The 14034-nt window shown below is 53.0% G+C and carries 14 protein-coding genes, 1 tRNA gene and 1 pseudogene; all 16 read right to left on the bottom strand.

What is annotated here, in order from left to right; translation table 11 throughout:
- Positions 1 to 504: 504 nt before the first annotated feature.
- The 16 genes and pseudogenes from G5B42_RS00855 to G5B42_RS00780 all read right to left on the bottom strand — a co-directional run bounded on the left by G5B42_RS00855 (position 505) and on the right by G5B42_RS00780 (position 13910).
- Positions 505 to 1224: a pseudouridine synthase gene (locus G5B42_RS00855; protein WP_181338537.1), complete on the bottom strand. Its 720-nt coding sequence runs from the start codon at positions 1222 to 1224 to the stop codon at positions 505 to 507.
- Positions 1225 to 1277: 53 nt separating this feature from the next.
- Positions 1278 to 2657: an RsmB/NOP family class I SAM-dependent RNA methyltransferase gene (locus G5B42_RS00850; protein ID WP_181338536.1), complete on the bottom strand. Its 1380-nt coding sequence runs from the start codon at positions 2655 to 2657 to the stop codon at positions 1278 to 1280.
- A 172-nt stretch (positions 2658 to 2829) separates the two neighbouring features.
- A tRNA-Ala gene (locus G5B42_RS00845) sits at positions 2830 to 2905 on the bottom strand.
- A 314-nt stretch (positions 2906 to 3219) separates the two neighbouring features.
- On the bottom strand, positions 3220 to 4251 hold the full coding sequence (locus tag G5B42_RS00840) for an iron-containing alcohol dehydrogenase (protein ID WP_181338535.1): 1032 nt from the start codon (positions 4249 to 4251) through the stop codon (positions 3220 to 3222).
- Between the two features lie 13 nt (positions 4252 to 4264).
- On the bottom strand, positions 4265 to 4426 hold the full coding sequence (locus G5B42_RS00835) for an HAD family hydrolase (protein WP_231133111.1): 162 nt from the start codon (positions 4424 to 4426) through the stop codon (positions 4265 to 4267).
- 37 nt (positions 4427 to 4463) lie between these two features.
- Positions 4464 to 4928: pseudogene (locus tag G5B42_RS12325) on the bottom strand (HAD family hydrolase); the annotation flags it as partial.
- Between the two features lie 111 nt (positions 4929 to 5039).
- Positions 5040 to 6011 carry a nucleoside hydrolase gene (locus G5B42_RS00825; RefSeq protein WP_181338533.1) on the bottom strand — a complete coding sequence of 324 codons (972 nt, stop codon included), beginning with the start codon at positions 6009 to 6011 and terminating at the stop codon, positions 5040 to 5042.
- 21 nt (positions 6012 to 6032) lie between these two features.
- Positions 6033 to 7004 carry a carbohydrate kinase family protein gene (locus G5B42_RS00820; RefSeq protein ID WP_181338532.1) on the bottom strand — a complete coding sequence of 324 codons (972 nt, stop codon included), beginning with the start codon at positions 7002 to 7004 and terminating at the stop codon, positions 6033 to 6035.
- On the bottom strand, positions 6994 to 7686 hold the full coding sequence (locus G5B42_RS00815) for a phosphoribosylanthranilate isomerase (protein WP_181338531.1): 693 nt from the start codon (positions 7684 to 7686) through the stop codon (positions 6994 to 6996). Before G5B42_RS00815 ends, G5B42_RS00820 begins: the two co-directional genes overlap by 11 nt.
- A gap of 3 nt (positions 7687 to 7689) precedes the next feature.
- On the bottom strand, positions 7690 to 8496 hold the full coding sequence (locus tag G5B42_RS00810; protein WP_181338530.1) for an energy-coupling factor ABC transporter ATP-binding protein: 807 nt from the start codon (positions 8494 to 8496) through the stop codon (positions 7690 to 7692).
- Complete coding sequence (locus G5B42_RS00805; protein ID WP_181338555.1) at positions 8493 to 9341, bottom strand: energy-coupling factor ABC transporter ATP-binding protein; 849 nt, start codon at positions 9339 to 9341, stop codon at positions 8493 to 8495. Before G5B42_RS00805 ends, G5B42_RS00810 begins: the two co-directional genes overlap by 4 nt.
- A gap of 100 nt (positions 9342 to 9441) precedes the next feature.
- Complete coding sequence (locus G5B42_RS00800) at positions 9442 to 10155, bottom strand: energy-coupling factor transporter transmembrane component T family protein (protein WP_231133098.1); 714 nt, start codon at positions 10153 to 10155, stop codon at positions 9442 to 9444.
- Positions 10156 to 10269: 114 nt separating this feature from the next.
- Positions 10270 to 10881 carry an ECF transporter S component gene (locus G5B42_RS00795; RefSeq protein ID WP_181338529.1) on the bottom strand — a complete coding sequence of 204 codons (612 nt, stop codon included), beginning with the start codon at positions 10879 to 10881 and terminating at the stop codon, positions 10270 to 10272.
- A 102-nt stretch (positions 10882 to 10983) separates the two neighbouring features.
- A complete protein-coding gene (gene rbsK, locus G5B42_RS00790) occupies positions 10984 to 11943 on the bottom strand; it encodes a ribokinase (protein ID WP_187350905.1) in 960 nt (319 codons plus the stop codon).
- The gene (locus G5B42_RS00785; RefSeq protein ID WP_181338528.1) at positions 11912 to 12907 is read right to left on the bottom strand and encodes a LacI family DNA-binding transcriptional regulator; all 996 of its coding nucleotides are present in this window, start codon (positions 12905 to 12907) and stop codon (positions 11912 to 11914) included. The genes rbsK and G5B42_RS00785 overlap by 32 nt, the downstream gene beginning before the upstream one ends.
- Positions 12908 to 13091: 184 nt before the next feature.
- Positions 13092 to 13910, bottom strand: a complete 819-nt coding sequence (locus G5B42_RS00780; RefSeq protein ID WP_181338527.1) for a DNA methyltransferase — start codon at positions 13908 to 13910, stop codon at positions 13092 to 13094.
- Positions 13911 to 14034: the final 124 nt, after the last annotated feature.

Below are 14034 nucleotides of genomic sequence, written 5' to 3'. Positions count from 1 at the left end.
ACCATTATATGGACTCAACTAAATGGGGCTTATCTCGAAAGTTAGTGTAAATAAGGTCCATCTCTTTCAATGACACCCAAACAGAAACAACCAAAAACGAAACGATCCACGCCTACACCTTAATGAAAACGTTTGCACTAAAGTACATACCAGTTCCCCTCTTCTTTGTTTTAGCGACCACCCCCAAACTTTTTGGCAGGACCACCCGATTCTCCCCGCGGCACTGGTAAATGACGACATCAAAGAAGCTTCCTGCCGCAGCCCGGCAGAAACAGGAAAATGTAGTGGGCAATCACGTACCGACAACGTTATTCTTCAAATATTCATATAAACTATTCTATTTAATATTAATGCTTCCTGCTGTTTTTCGTGAAAAAAATTCCAATTTCGACTTGGCGAAACATCGTTCGAGCATGCGGGGGTTAAAAGCCTTGAAGTTGTTATTTTTACGATTGTCATAACATTCCGCAGATTTGTTCATCGTGTTGTTACACAAAAAAGGCTTTAAACATTTTTCAAACGCCCAATCTCCTCCGCCGTCAACTCCCGGCAAACACCCAAAGGCAGGTCCGGATCAAGAACCAAAGGCCCCATCGTCCGGCGCTGAAGATAGAGCACCTGTTTGCCGACGGCTTTTAGCATTCTCTTCACTTGATGATACTTTCCTTCAAAAAGCGTCAACTCCAACTCCGTATTTTCGCTATTGACAGATCTGGCTTGCGCCGGCAGAGTCCGGTACCCATCATCCAGGACCACTCCGGTCGCCAATGTTTCCAGTTCGGCCGGCGTCACCGGTTTGTCCACCCGGACCAGGTAGGTCTTGGGAATCCGGGAATTGGGTGCCAAAAGGCGGTGGGCCAAAGCACCGTCATTGGTCAAAAGCAAAAGCCCTTCCGTATCTTTATCCAGCCTGCCGACGGGTGCCAGCCGCCGCGCCCGCCAACGCTCCGGAACCAGGTCCAAAACGGTGGGCGCATACCGGTCCCTCGTCGCGGTAAGGTAACCGGCCGGTTTGTTTAGCATCAGATAAGTAAATTCCCGGTATTGAACGGGCTGCCCATCAACCAGCACCAAATCTTGCTCCGGGTCGATCCCAAGCTCACCACCGGTCACTACTTGCCCGTTGACCATGACCCGGCGGGCGCGCAAGAGGTCCCTTACTTCCCGCCGTGAGCCAAAACCGGTATGAGACAATATTTTATCAAGCCGTTGCCGTTTTCCCATTTCAGTGCTCCTCGTTTCGAACATCACACCGAATTTTCATCTTTTCCCCCCGGCTACTTTATCCGCCAAGCCGGAGGGTAGTAGTTCTTGACCAGATTCCCCACGCGCTTCGCCCAACCGAGCGGAAACCCGCCGGTGGTCACCAGAAGCCAACCGTTGCCGGGCGGGGTCGCTTCCGTCGCCAGCAAAGTATCGCCCTTCAGGTATTTAATCACTTCTGCACCGTTCGGCGCCAGCTCGAGTTGACGCTCCGCTTGCTGCCGTTCGAGCGCCAATGCCAGCGGGTGTGCTGGAATAAATTGGTCGTGACGTACTTCGCCCAAAAACAGGCCGAGCCTGACTACATTCAAACCACTGAGATCCGGCAACTCCGGCGGCAGGAGCAAAAGGTCGTCACCTTTTTGGAAAAAACGGCCCGTGGGCGGCGTAATTCCCACTTCCGCACAGAAATCCCAAAACGGCTTCAGACTGGCGGCCGCCGGTTCCGCATGGACAAACCGGCCCCCTTCACCTCTGGTGCCGGTTGTTGTTTTCACCAAAATGGCGGCAAACTGCCCTTCCCCGCGGGACAGGTGAGGCCAGATCCGGCCGGTTTTTTTAAGCTGCTCATCCCCCGCCCATTCCGCCCGGCCCGGGCTAACCCCTGCCAGGTCGATCCCGACCAGATCAAAATCGGGGTGGCGCGCCAGAAAGTTCTTGACTTGTAACTCATTCTCCTCCGGCGAGAAGGTACAAGTCGAATAGACCAGACGCCCGCCGGGGGCAACCATCTGAGCGGCATAGTTTAACAACTCCGCCTGAATGGGGGTGCAGACCTTCGGGTGATAATCCCGGCGCCAGGCAATCATCAGCCGCGGCTCCCGCCGGAACATCCCTTCCCCGGAACAGGGCGCATCCACCAGGACCCGGTCAAAATAACCGGAAAACACCGCCGCCAGTTCCTGGGGTTGGTTATTGGTGACCACCATATTCGTCAGCCCAAAATTCTCCACATTCTTCAGGAGGGCTTTCGTCCGTTTCGGGTTGATATCATTGAGCACCAGGAAACTCCGGTCGGTGGTGGCGGCCCCAATCTGGGTTGCCTTTCCGCCCGGTGCCGAGCAAAGATCCAAGATCCGTTCACCCGGCCTTGGTGCCAAAGCAACCACCGGCAGCATCGCGCTGGGGTCCTGGAGATAATAGAGGCCCGCGTAATAATAAGGGTGCATGGAAGCTTTGAATCCCTTGGGAAGATAAAAACCTTCCGCGCACCACGGGACCGGAGTTAGTTCATAAGGAAAAATCCGGAGAAACTCCGCAACCGTAATTTTCTTGGTATTCACCCGCAAACTCTGGATCATGACTTTCCGTCTTAGTTCGCGCATAAAAATTTCGTATTCTTCCTGCCCCATTAGGCACTGCATTTTTTGTTTAAACTCTTCAGGTAACTTCATTCGACCACTTCTCCTTTAACCGCCCCGCCCAAATTCCTTTGTAAAGCTTCGAATCCTTCGCCCTATTAGGTTCTCCATAAAAATCCGTCATCCTTCAAACCCCGACAACCACTGGTTATCGTTGTTGGGCAAAAAAAACCGCCATCAAGCGATGGCGGATTGTTTTAAATTTTGGTGGACCTGGAGGGATTCGAACCCTTGACCTCTGCGATGCGAACGCAGCGCTCTCCCAGCTGAGCTACAGGCCCATATGTTTCTTGTTGTGAGTAAAGCAGCTCGGTCCGCGTTTAACCACGGAACAAACATTTCCCACCAAAGTAGTCATCCCATTTTTGACATTTCCGCACTAGTTCTAAGGTCCGGGGGGCCTCCTCTGCACGGCAAGTGTCATCCATTTGGCTATAATGGCTACAATCTCTACAAACTTTCAGGACCTCTTCTCTAGAGAGATGAAAAACCATGTCTCTCACCACCTATCGAGGTCTTGACTATCCATCCTTCACTTAAATTATATCATGATTATACAAGATTTCAACCCCAACTTTATTCCTTCGAAAACCGGTCAGCTCCCCCCGTTTTTCTCCGCACTGGCTAACCTATAGATCGCATAAACATCCTTTTCATTCAGCCGTTTAAAATTGCCAATCGGTCCGTTCCGCGCACACTTGGCAGCCATCTCCGCCAACCGGTCCGTTCCTACCTGCAACTCCTCCAAGGTAACCGGCAATCCCAGGCCGCGGAAGAAGTCCTTAAGTCGCTCAATTCCGGCCAGAGCCGTACTTTCCGGCGCGGCAAAATCCGGCTCAATATCCCAAACCCGTACCGCAAAGCGAGCAAAGATGTTTACATCCTCCTGATAGACGTACCGCATCCAAGCCGGAAAGACCACCGCCAACCCGGCCCCATGGGGTACATCATAGATCCCGCTGATCTCGTGCTCAATCAGGTGTGAAGCCCAGTCCCCGATCCGGCCGGTTCCCAACAATGCATTGTGAGCAATCGTCCCGGCCCACATAATTTGGGCACGCGCCTCATAATCCGTAGGTTTTTGTAAAGCCAGTGGCGCATATTTGATCACTGTCCGTAAGGTAGCTTCACACAACCGGTCGGTCAGGTCTGTCCCTTTCACTTTCGTAAAATACCTTTCCATGACATGGGCCATAATATCCGCCACGCCGCAAGCCGTTTGGTAAGCCGGAAGGGTGTAAGTCAATTCCGGGTTGAGAATGGCGAATTTAGGCTGCAACGGTTCCGCACTCACATCCCGCTTCAAAGCACCTTCATCATTGGTAATCACACTTGCCGTACTGGTCTCACTGCCAGCCGCCGGAATCGTCAAGACCACCCCGATCGGCAAGGCCGTTTCGATCCGGCTTTTCCCGGTAAAGAAATCCCAAACATCACCGGCAGACGGGACCCCGGCCGCCTTCAACGAAGCCACCACCCGGTCATAGAGGCCGGTCCGTTTGATACTGCCGCCCCCATAATGCAGGAACACCCGGTCGGCATAGGCTTTGGTCTCCATGCCAACCTGGGTTTCCGTGTTCTTTCCGAAAATAATCTTTGTGGTATTCTGAAAAACAAAGTTCTCCATGGGCCACTCCCCTTTATCCTGTTAGCAACGGGATCAATTCTTCTGCTGTCTTGACGATAAAATCCGGCCGGGCGCAGCGCAAACGTTCGGTATCCCCGTCGCCATAAAGCACACCGATGGTGACCAGGCCGTTTTCCCGCCCGGCGACCACGTCGGAGCAGGAATCCCCGACCATCACCCCCCCTGGCCGCCGGATGCTCCTTCCGGATGCTCCTAACCATTTCGCTCTTGGTCAAAGTTGCCCCCGGTCGGTAATCGGGGGTAAGCCACTTCGTAAAGTAATTTGCGATCCCCTGCTGCTTGAGGAGTTTGGTCAGGGGTACCGCCGGCTTCAGCGAGGCGATATAACATTTCGTCTGCTTTTCCCTTAGTTTCCCCAGTAAATCCCGGATCCCGGGGTACAGGTTTGTCCGGGAAAAGTCGTTGAGCACCCGGTAGTGGTGTTTGAGGTGGGCGCAAAAGGCGGCAAAATGTTCCGCACCAACCCCTGGGCAAAGAACCGCAAAAAGCTCCGCTTCGGATAACGCCAAATTGCTGGGTCTCGCCCGAAAGGCAGGGGGAATCCGGCAATTGAAAAAGGAGCAAGCGTATTCCAGCGAACGCCAAACATCCTCTTTCGTATCGGCCAAAGTCCCATCATAATCGAAGATGACAAAATCATAGCGGATTGTCCCCACCACCCAGACTTAGTTGCCTCCTCAAGAAGCCGCTTCGCCACGGTACTTGCCAACGCTCTATGGCCAACCATCACCAAGCATCCTCCAACCAGCCGTTCCCTAAAGAGTCCTTTACCGGTAAGCCCGCAAGGTACGGTACAATAAATCCATAAAACCGGGGAAATCAAGTTCCAAGGCCGCCTCGGCATTCGGGGCCTTTCCGCGGAACGGCATCGTGGGTGTGCGGTATAAATCAGTTTTCGGATCGGCCCCGCGCAAATGCCGGTAATCACAGACCGTCATCCCGCGGGTCAATTCCCCTGTCAATTCCACATCAATATGCGTGGGGGCCGCGGTGATCAAACCGGGGTCAATTACCCACGCCACCGCACACGCGTCGTGCAAATTCGCCCCCGGAAGCTGGGCTGTTTTTTCACAGGCTTCGATGAAATAAGCAACCAGATCGGCCGCAAACTGCCCGGCCCTGGTCCCAAGCTTTCGAAACTCGTTCATCTCTTTTGCCGTGATCAAACACTGCCGGGTCAAATTGACCCCGGTCATCTTGACCCAAGCCCCGGAATTAAAGACCTTTGCCGCGGCCTCCGGGTCGACATAGATATTGAATTCCGCCGCCGGTGTCCAATTCCCGAAGGTGACCGATCCGCCCATAATTACGATTTCCCGGACTCGTTTGGCAATCGCCGGGTTCCGGTGGAGCGCAGCCGCAATATTGGTCAAGGGGCCGGTCGCGATCAGCGTAACATCCTCCTCGGCCATGACCGCCTCAATGATGAAATCAACCGCGTGTTGCGCCCGGGCTTTAATCTTCGGTTCCGGCAAAACCGGACCGTCCATCCCGCTTTCCCCATGAAACTCCGGAGCGGTCACCAACGGTTTCAAAAGTGGCCCGGCATGTCCTTTATAAACCGGAATCTCCGGCCGGCCGATCACTTCCAGCACTTTGAGGGCATTGGTCGTCACATTCTCCAAAATGCCGTTCCCGCCGATCGTGGTAATGCCCAGTAAATCCAGGTGTTGGGCGGCCAACATGATCGCAAAGGCATCATCGTGGCCAGGATCGCAATCCAAAATTACTTTTCGCATCTGATCTTCCCCTTCTTTGTCTTAATATGCCTGTAAAAAGGCGATGAGTTCTTCCACCCGGGGTGAAGAGCGGGCGCTTTCCCTGGTGACCGAAAAGCCGGCCACGGCATTCCCCAGCCCGATGCTTTCCTTTAAGCTCCAACCGCACAACCGGGCCGCGATGAAACCGGCGTTGTAGATGTCGCCTGCCCCGACCACATCGACAACCTGAACCGGATAGGCTTCGGCGTAGACTTCCTCCTGGGCCGCATAAGCCAGGGACCCGCCCGCCCCCATCCGCGCTATCACCGTCCGGTCGGCCCTGACCAGGGAGCGGGCAGTGGCGCGCCAATCGGCTTCCGGGTTCAAGTAATAATACTCTTCCGCGCCCGAGCCCAGTACATAGTGGCAATACTCCAGGATCGTCAGGACCGCTTCTTTATAGGCCGGATCGAGTGCGCCGTGATCAACCCGCAGGTTCAAGTCGAACGAGGTGGTAACACCAGCCTGGTGAGCTACTTTCAGGATCTCGGTGATCGTCTCCCGGGCCGAAGAGGCCGCCACGATTGCCATCCCGGAGGAATGAACCCAATCGGCCTGTTTGATCAGGTCAAAATCAACCCGTGCCGGATCCAGTTTTTGAAAACTCTGCTTCGTCCGGGGCCAACCCCAAAGATACCGCTCACCCCGTTCATCGATGAAAGCAAAGACGCCTACCGTATTGGTCTCCGGATCGACAATCAGGTGGTCAATATTGACGTTTTCTTTGCGCAGATCTTCCACCACATAGCGGCCATACTGGTCATCGCCGACGGTCCCGATGAAAGAAGGGGGAATGCCCAAGCGGGCCAAGGCCACCGCCGTATTGGCCGCCGTCCCGCCGCCGATCAAAAAAGGGGTTTTATACTCCACTTTTGTCCGTTCGTCATTTAAAAACCTGGGGAAATGGACAATAATATCGACCCCGGCATCGCCCACGACCACTACTTTTTTGCCCTTTGCCTTAGCCAGCATTGCGAACCGCCTCAATAAAAGCCCGGACTTTTTCCGGATCTTTAATCCCTTTCCCCGGCCGTGGCGGATCGTAGTTGGTATAACTGAACGAGTCCACCCCGTACGGACGGGCGATCTGGATTGCCGCGCCAACATTATCCGCGTTCAAGCCGCCGGCAATAATACACGGCACCTTTGTACTGTCGACGATCGCTTTGTCGATGGCCCAATCATGGGTTAAACCGGTCGCCCCGATATCCGACGCCCCAGCCGCTTTGGTATCAATCAGAAAGAAATCGGCTACGCTCTCGTACGCCCGGACATAATCCAGCACCTTCTGTTCTTCCAGCGGGACATTGGGCAGCACCGGAAGGGCCTGCATAATCTTGAGCCCGGGAAACCTGGCCTTTAACACCTTAATCTCGTCCGGGGTAATTCCTTCGATATCCCCGGAAAGGTGCAAAACCTCCGGGCAGACCACCTTCAGGTTCTCCGTAATCTCCTCAATATCCTCGGCCACCGTTAACCCGACTTTCACCGCCTCCGGTTGGACGTTTGCAAAGATTTCCTTGGCCTCTTCACAGCTGAGCTGTCCGGGAGTGCGCTTGATCTGCCCATAAGAGACTCCGATGTGGTGCGCGCCCAATTCAATTACCATCTTTGCGTCTTCTACGGTCCGAATCCCATAAATTTGAATAATCATCCTCTATGCTCCCTTCTTCGCCTTAATGGCACCAATCAAATCGTCAACGGCAAAGACCGTCGGCAGATTCGCACTCTGCGCAACCCTGGTCACCGGCGGAGGGGTCACGAAACTCAGCTTCAGCTTCTCCGGTTGCGCCAGCACCTCCGTTTTGTCCCCATCCAACAGGATCTCGCCTTTATAGAGCACGATCACCCGGCTGAAATTCCTGGCCACAAATTTCATATCATGGGAGATGGTAATACACAACTTCCCCTTCGCTTTTAGGCTCTGAATAATCGCCGCCAGGCGGTCCGCCCCGGCCAAGTCCTGGCCCATGGTTGGCTCGTCAAAGATAATCACTTCCGGATCCATCGCAATGATGGAGGCGATGGTGCAAAACTTCTTCTCGGTAATGGATAGATCAAAGGGATGTTTGTCCAAGTGTTGCTCAAGGTTGCAAAGTTCCGCCGCGTACTTCACGTTTTTTTCAATCTCCGCCGGCGGCATCCCCACTTGTTTCGGGCCAAACTCCAGCTCTTTCCGGACCGTTTCCAGGAATAATTGGTCATCGGGGTTCTGGAAGACATACCCGATTTGTTTGGCCCACTTGGCGGTGGATTTCGTATTGATGCTCACCCCGTTTATGAGCACATCCCCCTTCGTCGGCCTTAAGATCCCGTTCAGGTGTTTGACAAGAGTGGTCTTGCCCGAACCATTCTGCCCGACGATGGCAACCGGCTCTGTTCCTTCCAATGTCGTGGTGATCCCCCGTAAGGCAACGTCACCGGTGGGATAGATATGCACCAGATCAATAATCTCTATCTTCAAAGCATCGCCTCCTTAACCGCAGCTACAGCCTGTTCTTCTCGAATGATCGTCGCCCCGTGATAAAGGTCTTCCTTGGCCAAGGCCATCCCGATTTGTGTAAACTCCGGTACTCCTACTTTATGGGTTAAGATCCGGACATCGCTGAAAAGCCGTTCCGGCGTGTCCAGCACCACCTGTTCGCCTTGGTCGAGGACCAAAATCCGGTCGGCCGTCCGGGCCACCCGCTCCAGATCGTGATCGACCAGGATGACCGTTAACCCCTTCTGGTTTAGTTCTTTAATAATGTCAAAGATCTCCTCGCTCCCGAGCGGATCCAACTGAGAAGTACATTCATCCAAAACAATGATCTGCGGTTCCATAATGATCGAAGAGCCCAGGGCTACCCTTTGGACCTGGCCACCGGAGAGTTCCAAAGGATTTTTATGGAGAATATGGTCGATCCGCATCAGTTTAGCCACCCGCTCGATTCTAACCTTCATCTCAGCCCTGGGGATGCCAAGATTACCTAACCCGTAAGCCAGTTCCTCTTCGACCGTACTTGCCGTATAGGAAAGCTGGTTGAAGGGATTTTGAAAGACCAGGCCAATACGGGTAACCAGCTCACCCATAGACATCTCCGCCACTTTCCTGTCAAATATATGCACAGCGCCATCGAGGTGACCGGTGAAATAATGCGGGATCAGGCCGACCAGGGCATTGCATAACGTGGATTTCCCCGCGCCGTTGGCCCCGATAATGCAGAAAAATTCCCCGTTTTTCACTTCAAAATTGAGTTTGTTCAACGTCGGGCGGTCGGCATTGCCATATCGGAAACATAAGTTTTCTACTCGAATGACGGGCTCGATCTTAATCACCCCTCCAGCCTAAAATATCTTCAGTTTTAACATGATGGTTATAATGATCACCAACCCCAAGAACACCTGGAGCCCGCGTTTGATTCGCCGGTCAAGGGGGGGGTTCCACCGCTTCGATAAAGCTGGTTTGCTCCACATTTTTGACGCTGAACCCTCTTGCTTCAATGGTCATTCCCCGTTCCTGCACATCAACTAAGGAGCTCATAATCACCGGACCGATCAGCGGAATAAACGCCTTGAACCGTGTCAGCAAACTGCCGGTCGTCTCCAAACCGCGCGCGTTCTGCGCCTCTTGGATGATGGCGATCCGCCTTTGCATCTGCGGGATCACATTGAGGGTGGCGAGCACCAAATAACCGGTGCTTCCTTTTAAACCGATCCGTTTAAACGCCGCCACCATTCGTCCCGTATCCGTCGTCTTGGTCGTGAGATAAAAAGAGCCCAAAAACACCAGCAACACACTGACAATCTTTAACATATGGATAATGCCTTCCAGGCCAAGCTGGGCAAAGCCGAAATCCGCAATGATCGTTTTATTCTTCGGGCTGAAGAACCCCTGGATAAAGAAGAGCATGACCATGATTGGAACGGCAAAACCAATAATGAACTTGGCAAATTTCTTAAACACCTTCGCCAGATAGGCAACAACAAAGAGAAAAAGGAGCAAAAGATAGCCCAAGATAAAACTGGGAAAGATCGCCGCGCTGAGACCCAGACAAAATACCCCGGTAAACTTGACAATTGGGTCCAAACGGTCAATTGGTGAATCAATCGCTTCATAACTGGAACCCGTCTTCCTCGCCATTTAATCACCTCACGCTATCTCGTTTCTGACGGGGCGGAGAGAAAAAAAGGGGATTGTTCTCTTTGTTGACGCTTCGTTGGTGCAGACAATCCCCATTTTCCCTCCACTTACTGATTACCGATCAAGTGCTGCTTGCTGATACTGGCTGATGAAACTCCGCGGGATCTTCTTCAGAATCACATAAGCGATGGCAAAAGCAATCGCCCGGTCAAGCAGGTTTTCAATGATCGCCGAGGTAACGACACCTTTCCAGATACTGCCCAGGGTGGCGATTAAACTTGCCGTCATAATCGAAGCACCGGTCGCACCGGTGGCCCCGCCGAAGACAAAGACTGTAACAGATGAAGCCGTCACCACGGAAACGGCGGTAGCCGCGATACAGGTCAGGACTACGCCCCAGACGCTTTTGAACAGTCCGGCCCGGATCATATAGCCCGTAACGAGTGCAACCGACACACTGACCAGAGCGTAGGGTAGATAAACCGGGTTTGACACCAAGGCCAGGAAGACGTTGGTGAGTACGCCGACGATCGTGGCCACCCACGGTCCCGCCAAGGCAGCCGACACCACTGTCCCGATCATGTCAAGGAAAACAGGCAGTTTCAACCCGGAGGCAATCGCCCCGCCAACCAGGTTGATCCCGGCGCAGATCGGGATTAACACTAAAGCCCGCGTCGAAAATTCCGCTTTAATACCGCCAATGAAACCCAATTTTTCCTTTTCCATTTTTATCCTCCTTTTTCATTTATAAGCTTAGGGTTGTCCACATCAGCGTACTCTCCATCATCACCTCCCTGCCGGATAAATGTGCTGACTGTTTTCATGTGCTTAAGACACAAGCCAGTTCTTTACCTCTTCCAGGCTCGGCAACGCATCTTGGGCGCCGTGGCGCGTCACCGTAATCGCCGCTGCTTTGGTGGCAAAACGGATTGCCTCATCAATCCGGTCGCCGCTTGCCAACCGATAAGTAAAGGCCCCGATGAAAGAGTCGCCCGCGGCGGTGGTATCAACTGCCTTTACTTTTACCGCCGGGAAGTGTTCTTGGCGGACCGGGTCAACCAAGAAACTACCATTTTCGCCCAAGGTCACAATGGCATGACCGCACCCTTTCGCCAGCAAAGACGAAGCAAGCTTCCCGATGTTCTCCATCGTCACGCTTTCACCGACCATCATCGCCAGTTCGGTTTCGTTCGGGAGAATGTAATCAACATGGGCGAGGATCCGGTCATCAAAATCCGCACTCACCGGGGCTGGATTTAAGACCACTTTTACCTTGGCCTCATGACAGATCCCAATTACGTAACGGACGATTTCAAAGGGAATCTCCAGTTGGAGCAGGCAATAGTCGGCATCCGTAATCAGCGGCCGGTTACGGTCAATATCCTCTTTTGTGATCCGGTAATTGGTGCCCGGATAGACAATAATGTTGTTCTCCCCGCTGTGCGCCACGCAAACAAAGGCCATCCCGGTATGGGCGTTATCTTTGATGGCGATCCCGGTCGTGTCGACGCCGGCCTTTTTTAAGCCGTTAATCAACTGGTGCCCATTTTCGTCGTTACCGACCGCCCCAATGAAACTAACCTGGCCGCCCAACCGGGCGATCGCGACGGCTTGGTTCGCCCCCTTTCCCCCGTGGTGCAGTGACAAATGGGAAGCAATAATGGTTTCGCCTTTGGCCGGCAAATGGGGTACATGAATACTGGTATCAAAGTTCAAACTACCTACGACAACTATTTTACTGATCTTAATCACCTCACTAATACTGCTGAGGGCTGGATTCGCGGACAATAAGTTTGGGCTCCAGCAATTTGCACTCTGAAAGCTCCTTTTTGCTATAGATTTGGCGTAAGATTAAGCGGGTGGCTTCGTAACCCATCTGGTACGCCGGTTGCTCAACCGTCGTCAAAGTCGGTTTTGATAAAGATGAGAAGAGAATATTGTCGTAACCGACGACCTCGACATCCTCCGGGATCTTGATTTTGTTCTCCGACAAGACCACCATGGCCCCGAGCGCCATCAGATCGTTCGCCCCAAAGACGGCGTCAAAACACAATTTCTCCTTGAGCGCCTGTTCCATTACCCTTTTCCCGCTGTCAAAAGTGTAATCGCCGTTTAAAACCAACTCTTCGTCCAGGCCAAACTCCCCGAGCGCCTTTTTATACCCCTTATACCGGTCTTGGCTGGCCTGTAAGTCCTGCGGCCCGGAGATAAACAGAATGCGGCGGCGTCCGTTGGCGAGCAGATGGCGCGTGGCCAGATAGGCCCCAGTAATGTTATCCGTCATCACCGTCGGCAACCCGGTCCCTTCCAAAGCCCGGTCGATCACCACCTTGGGGCTTTCGATGCGCAGGAATGTCCGGATGTTCTTCTTGAAATTGCTGGCCGGAATAAAGATGATGCCATCCACGCATTTTTCGACAAACAACTCCAAGTAGCGTGCTTCCTCTTCCAGCTTGCCATCGGTGTTCCCCAGAATCAGGGAATAGCCGTACCGCAAGGCGGCAGCTTCCACCCCACGCACGACCAACGGGAAGAAGGGGTTGACTATATCGGGGATAATTAACCCTAAAACCTTTGATTTTTTACTCTTCAGCGCACGCGCCATCCCATTTGGCCGATAATCCAATTCCTCTATGGCCGCAAGAACTTTGGCTCTTAACCGTTCCGACACTCCCGCCTTATTGTTGATCACCAAAGAAGCAGTGGAAATCGAGACTCCCGCTTTTTTGGCCACATCTTTGATGGTTACCATGAACATTCACTTCCTGCGTTCCGGCAAATATTCTGTTCGAAACGTTTATCGAAACGTTTCGAATTTCCTTGAAAAAAATATTCGCCATCCGGAAACGAGATCCTTCTTTTTTGACGATTTTTTTTACTTTTTGATCCTAATTATATTAAAATAACATTTACTTACAGGTGTCCGTTATGGCTCGTCAACCTTTCCGAAAGATCAAAATGTTTTGGTGGGTGATGTTCGGCACATAGCAACGCTTAATGGCATAAGGCCGGAGCGGCCGCTGGGTGGCTTGGTTCCACCAAATCCGCATCCCTTTCCATTTGAAACCCGCCTGCTGCATGACTTCGGCCACCTTTGTGCTTAAAGGGTAATACTCGCCGTTGTGGTAACGATCGCCGATCAAAATGACCAGATAGCGGCGGGGCATAAGGACCCGGTAGGCTTCCCGGCCAAAAGCGGCCATCTTCTCCAGGTAGGTAGCAAAGCTGGCGGCATTCCCAAAATCCTTCGCTTCCCCCGGGTTGTACATGGCAAAATTGGTTTCCCGGGTAAATGTCACCCGGTGGCTACAACCATAGGGCGGATCGGTCACGATCGCCGCCACCTGCTCCGCCGGGAACTTCTTTAATTCTTCAAGGCAATCGCCGTTCAACAGCAAACTCTCAATCGCCCGTCCTGTTTTCCCCCGGACCAAACCTTCCGGGCCGACGCTGAAAGTCGCCTTTATTTCCTGATAAATCCGGACCCACTCCGCGTTCAGCTCAATGCCGATCGCCTTTCGCCTCACCAAGTCCGCCCCAAGCAAGGTACTGCCAACACCGGCAAAGGGATCGAGGACCAGCTCCCCTTCTTTGGTAAAGAAGGAGATGATCTCGGCCATCAATTCCGGAGGCTTAATGGCCCCGTGTTTTTTCCGCAGCGGGTGGGTAGGGTCCGGTGGGAAATTGGTCGGGTAGATGGAATTCGTCCAGTAAAGCCATTCCGCACCAGTCAAGTCGTTTAAGGGGTTTTCCACAGGCAAACCTCCACAGGCAAATCCTCTCAAGGTAGTTTACGTTTGGAAGGTTGATTTTATGTGTTAACCCCTTTTCGCCCTTGTCGCCCGCCGCTCGTTTCTCGCGGCTTGTTTGTATGATCAA

This window comes from Capillibacterium thermochitinicola, from assembly GCF_013664685.1.
GTDB classification, from domain to species: Bacteria; Bacillota; UBA4882; order UBA10575; family UBA10575; genus Capillibacterium; species Capillibacterium thermochitinicola.
This window is presented reverse-complemented; position numbering and strand designations above follow the sequence as displayed.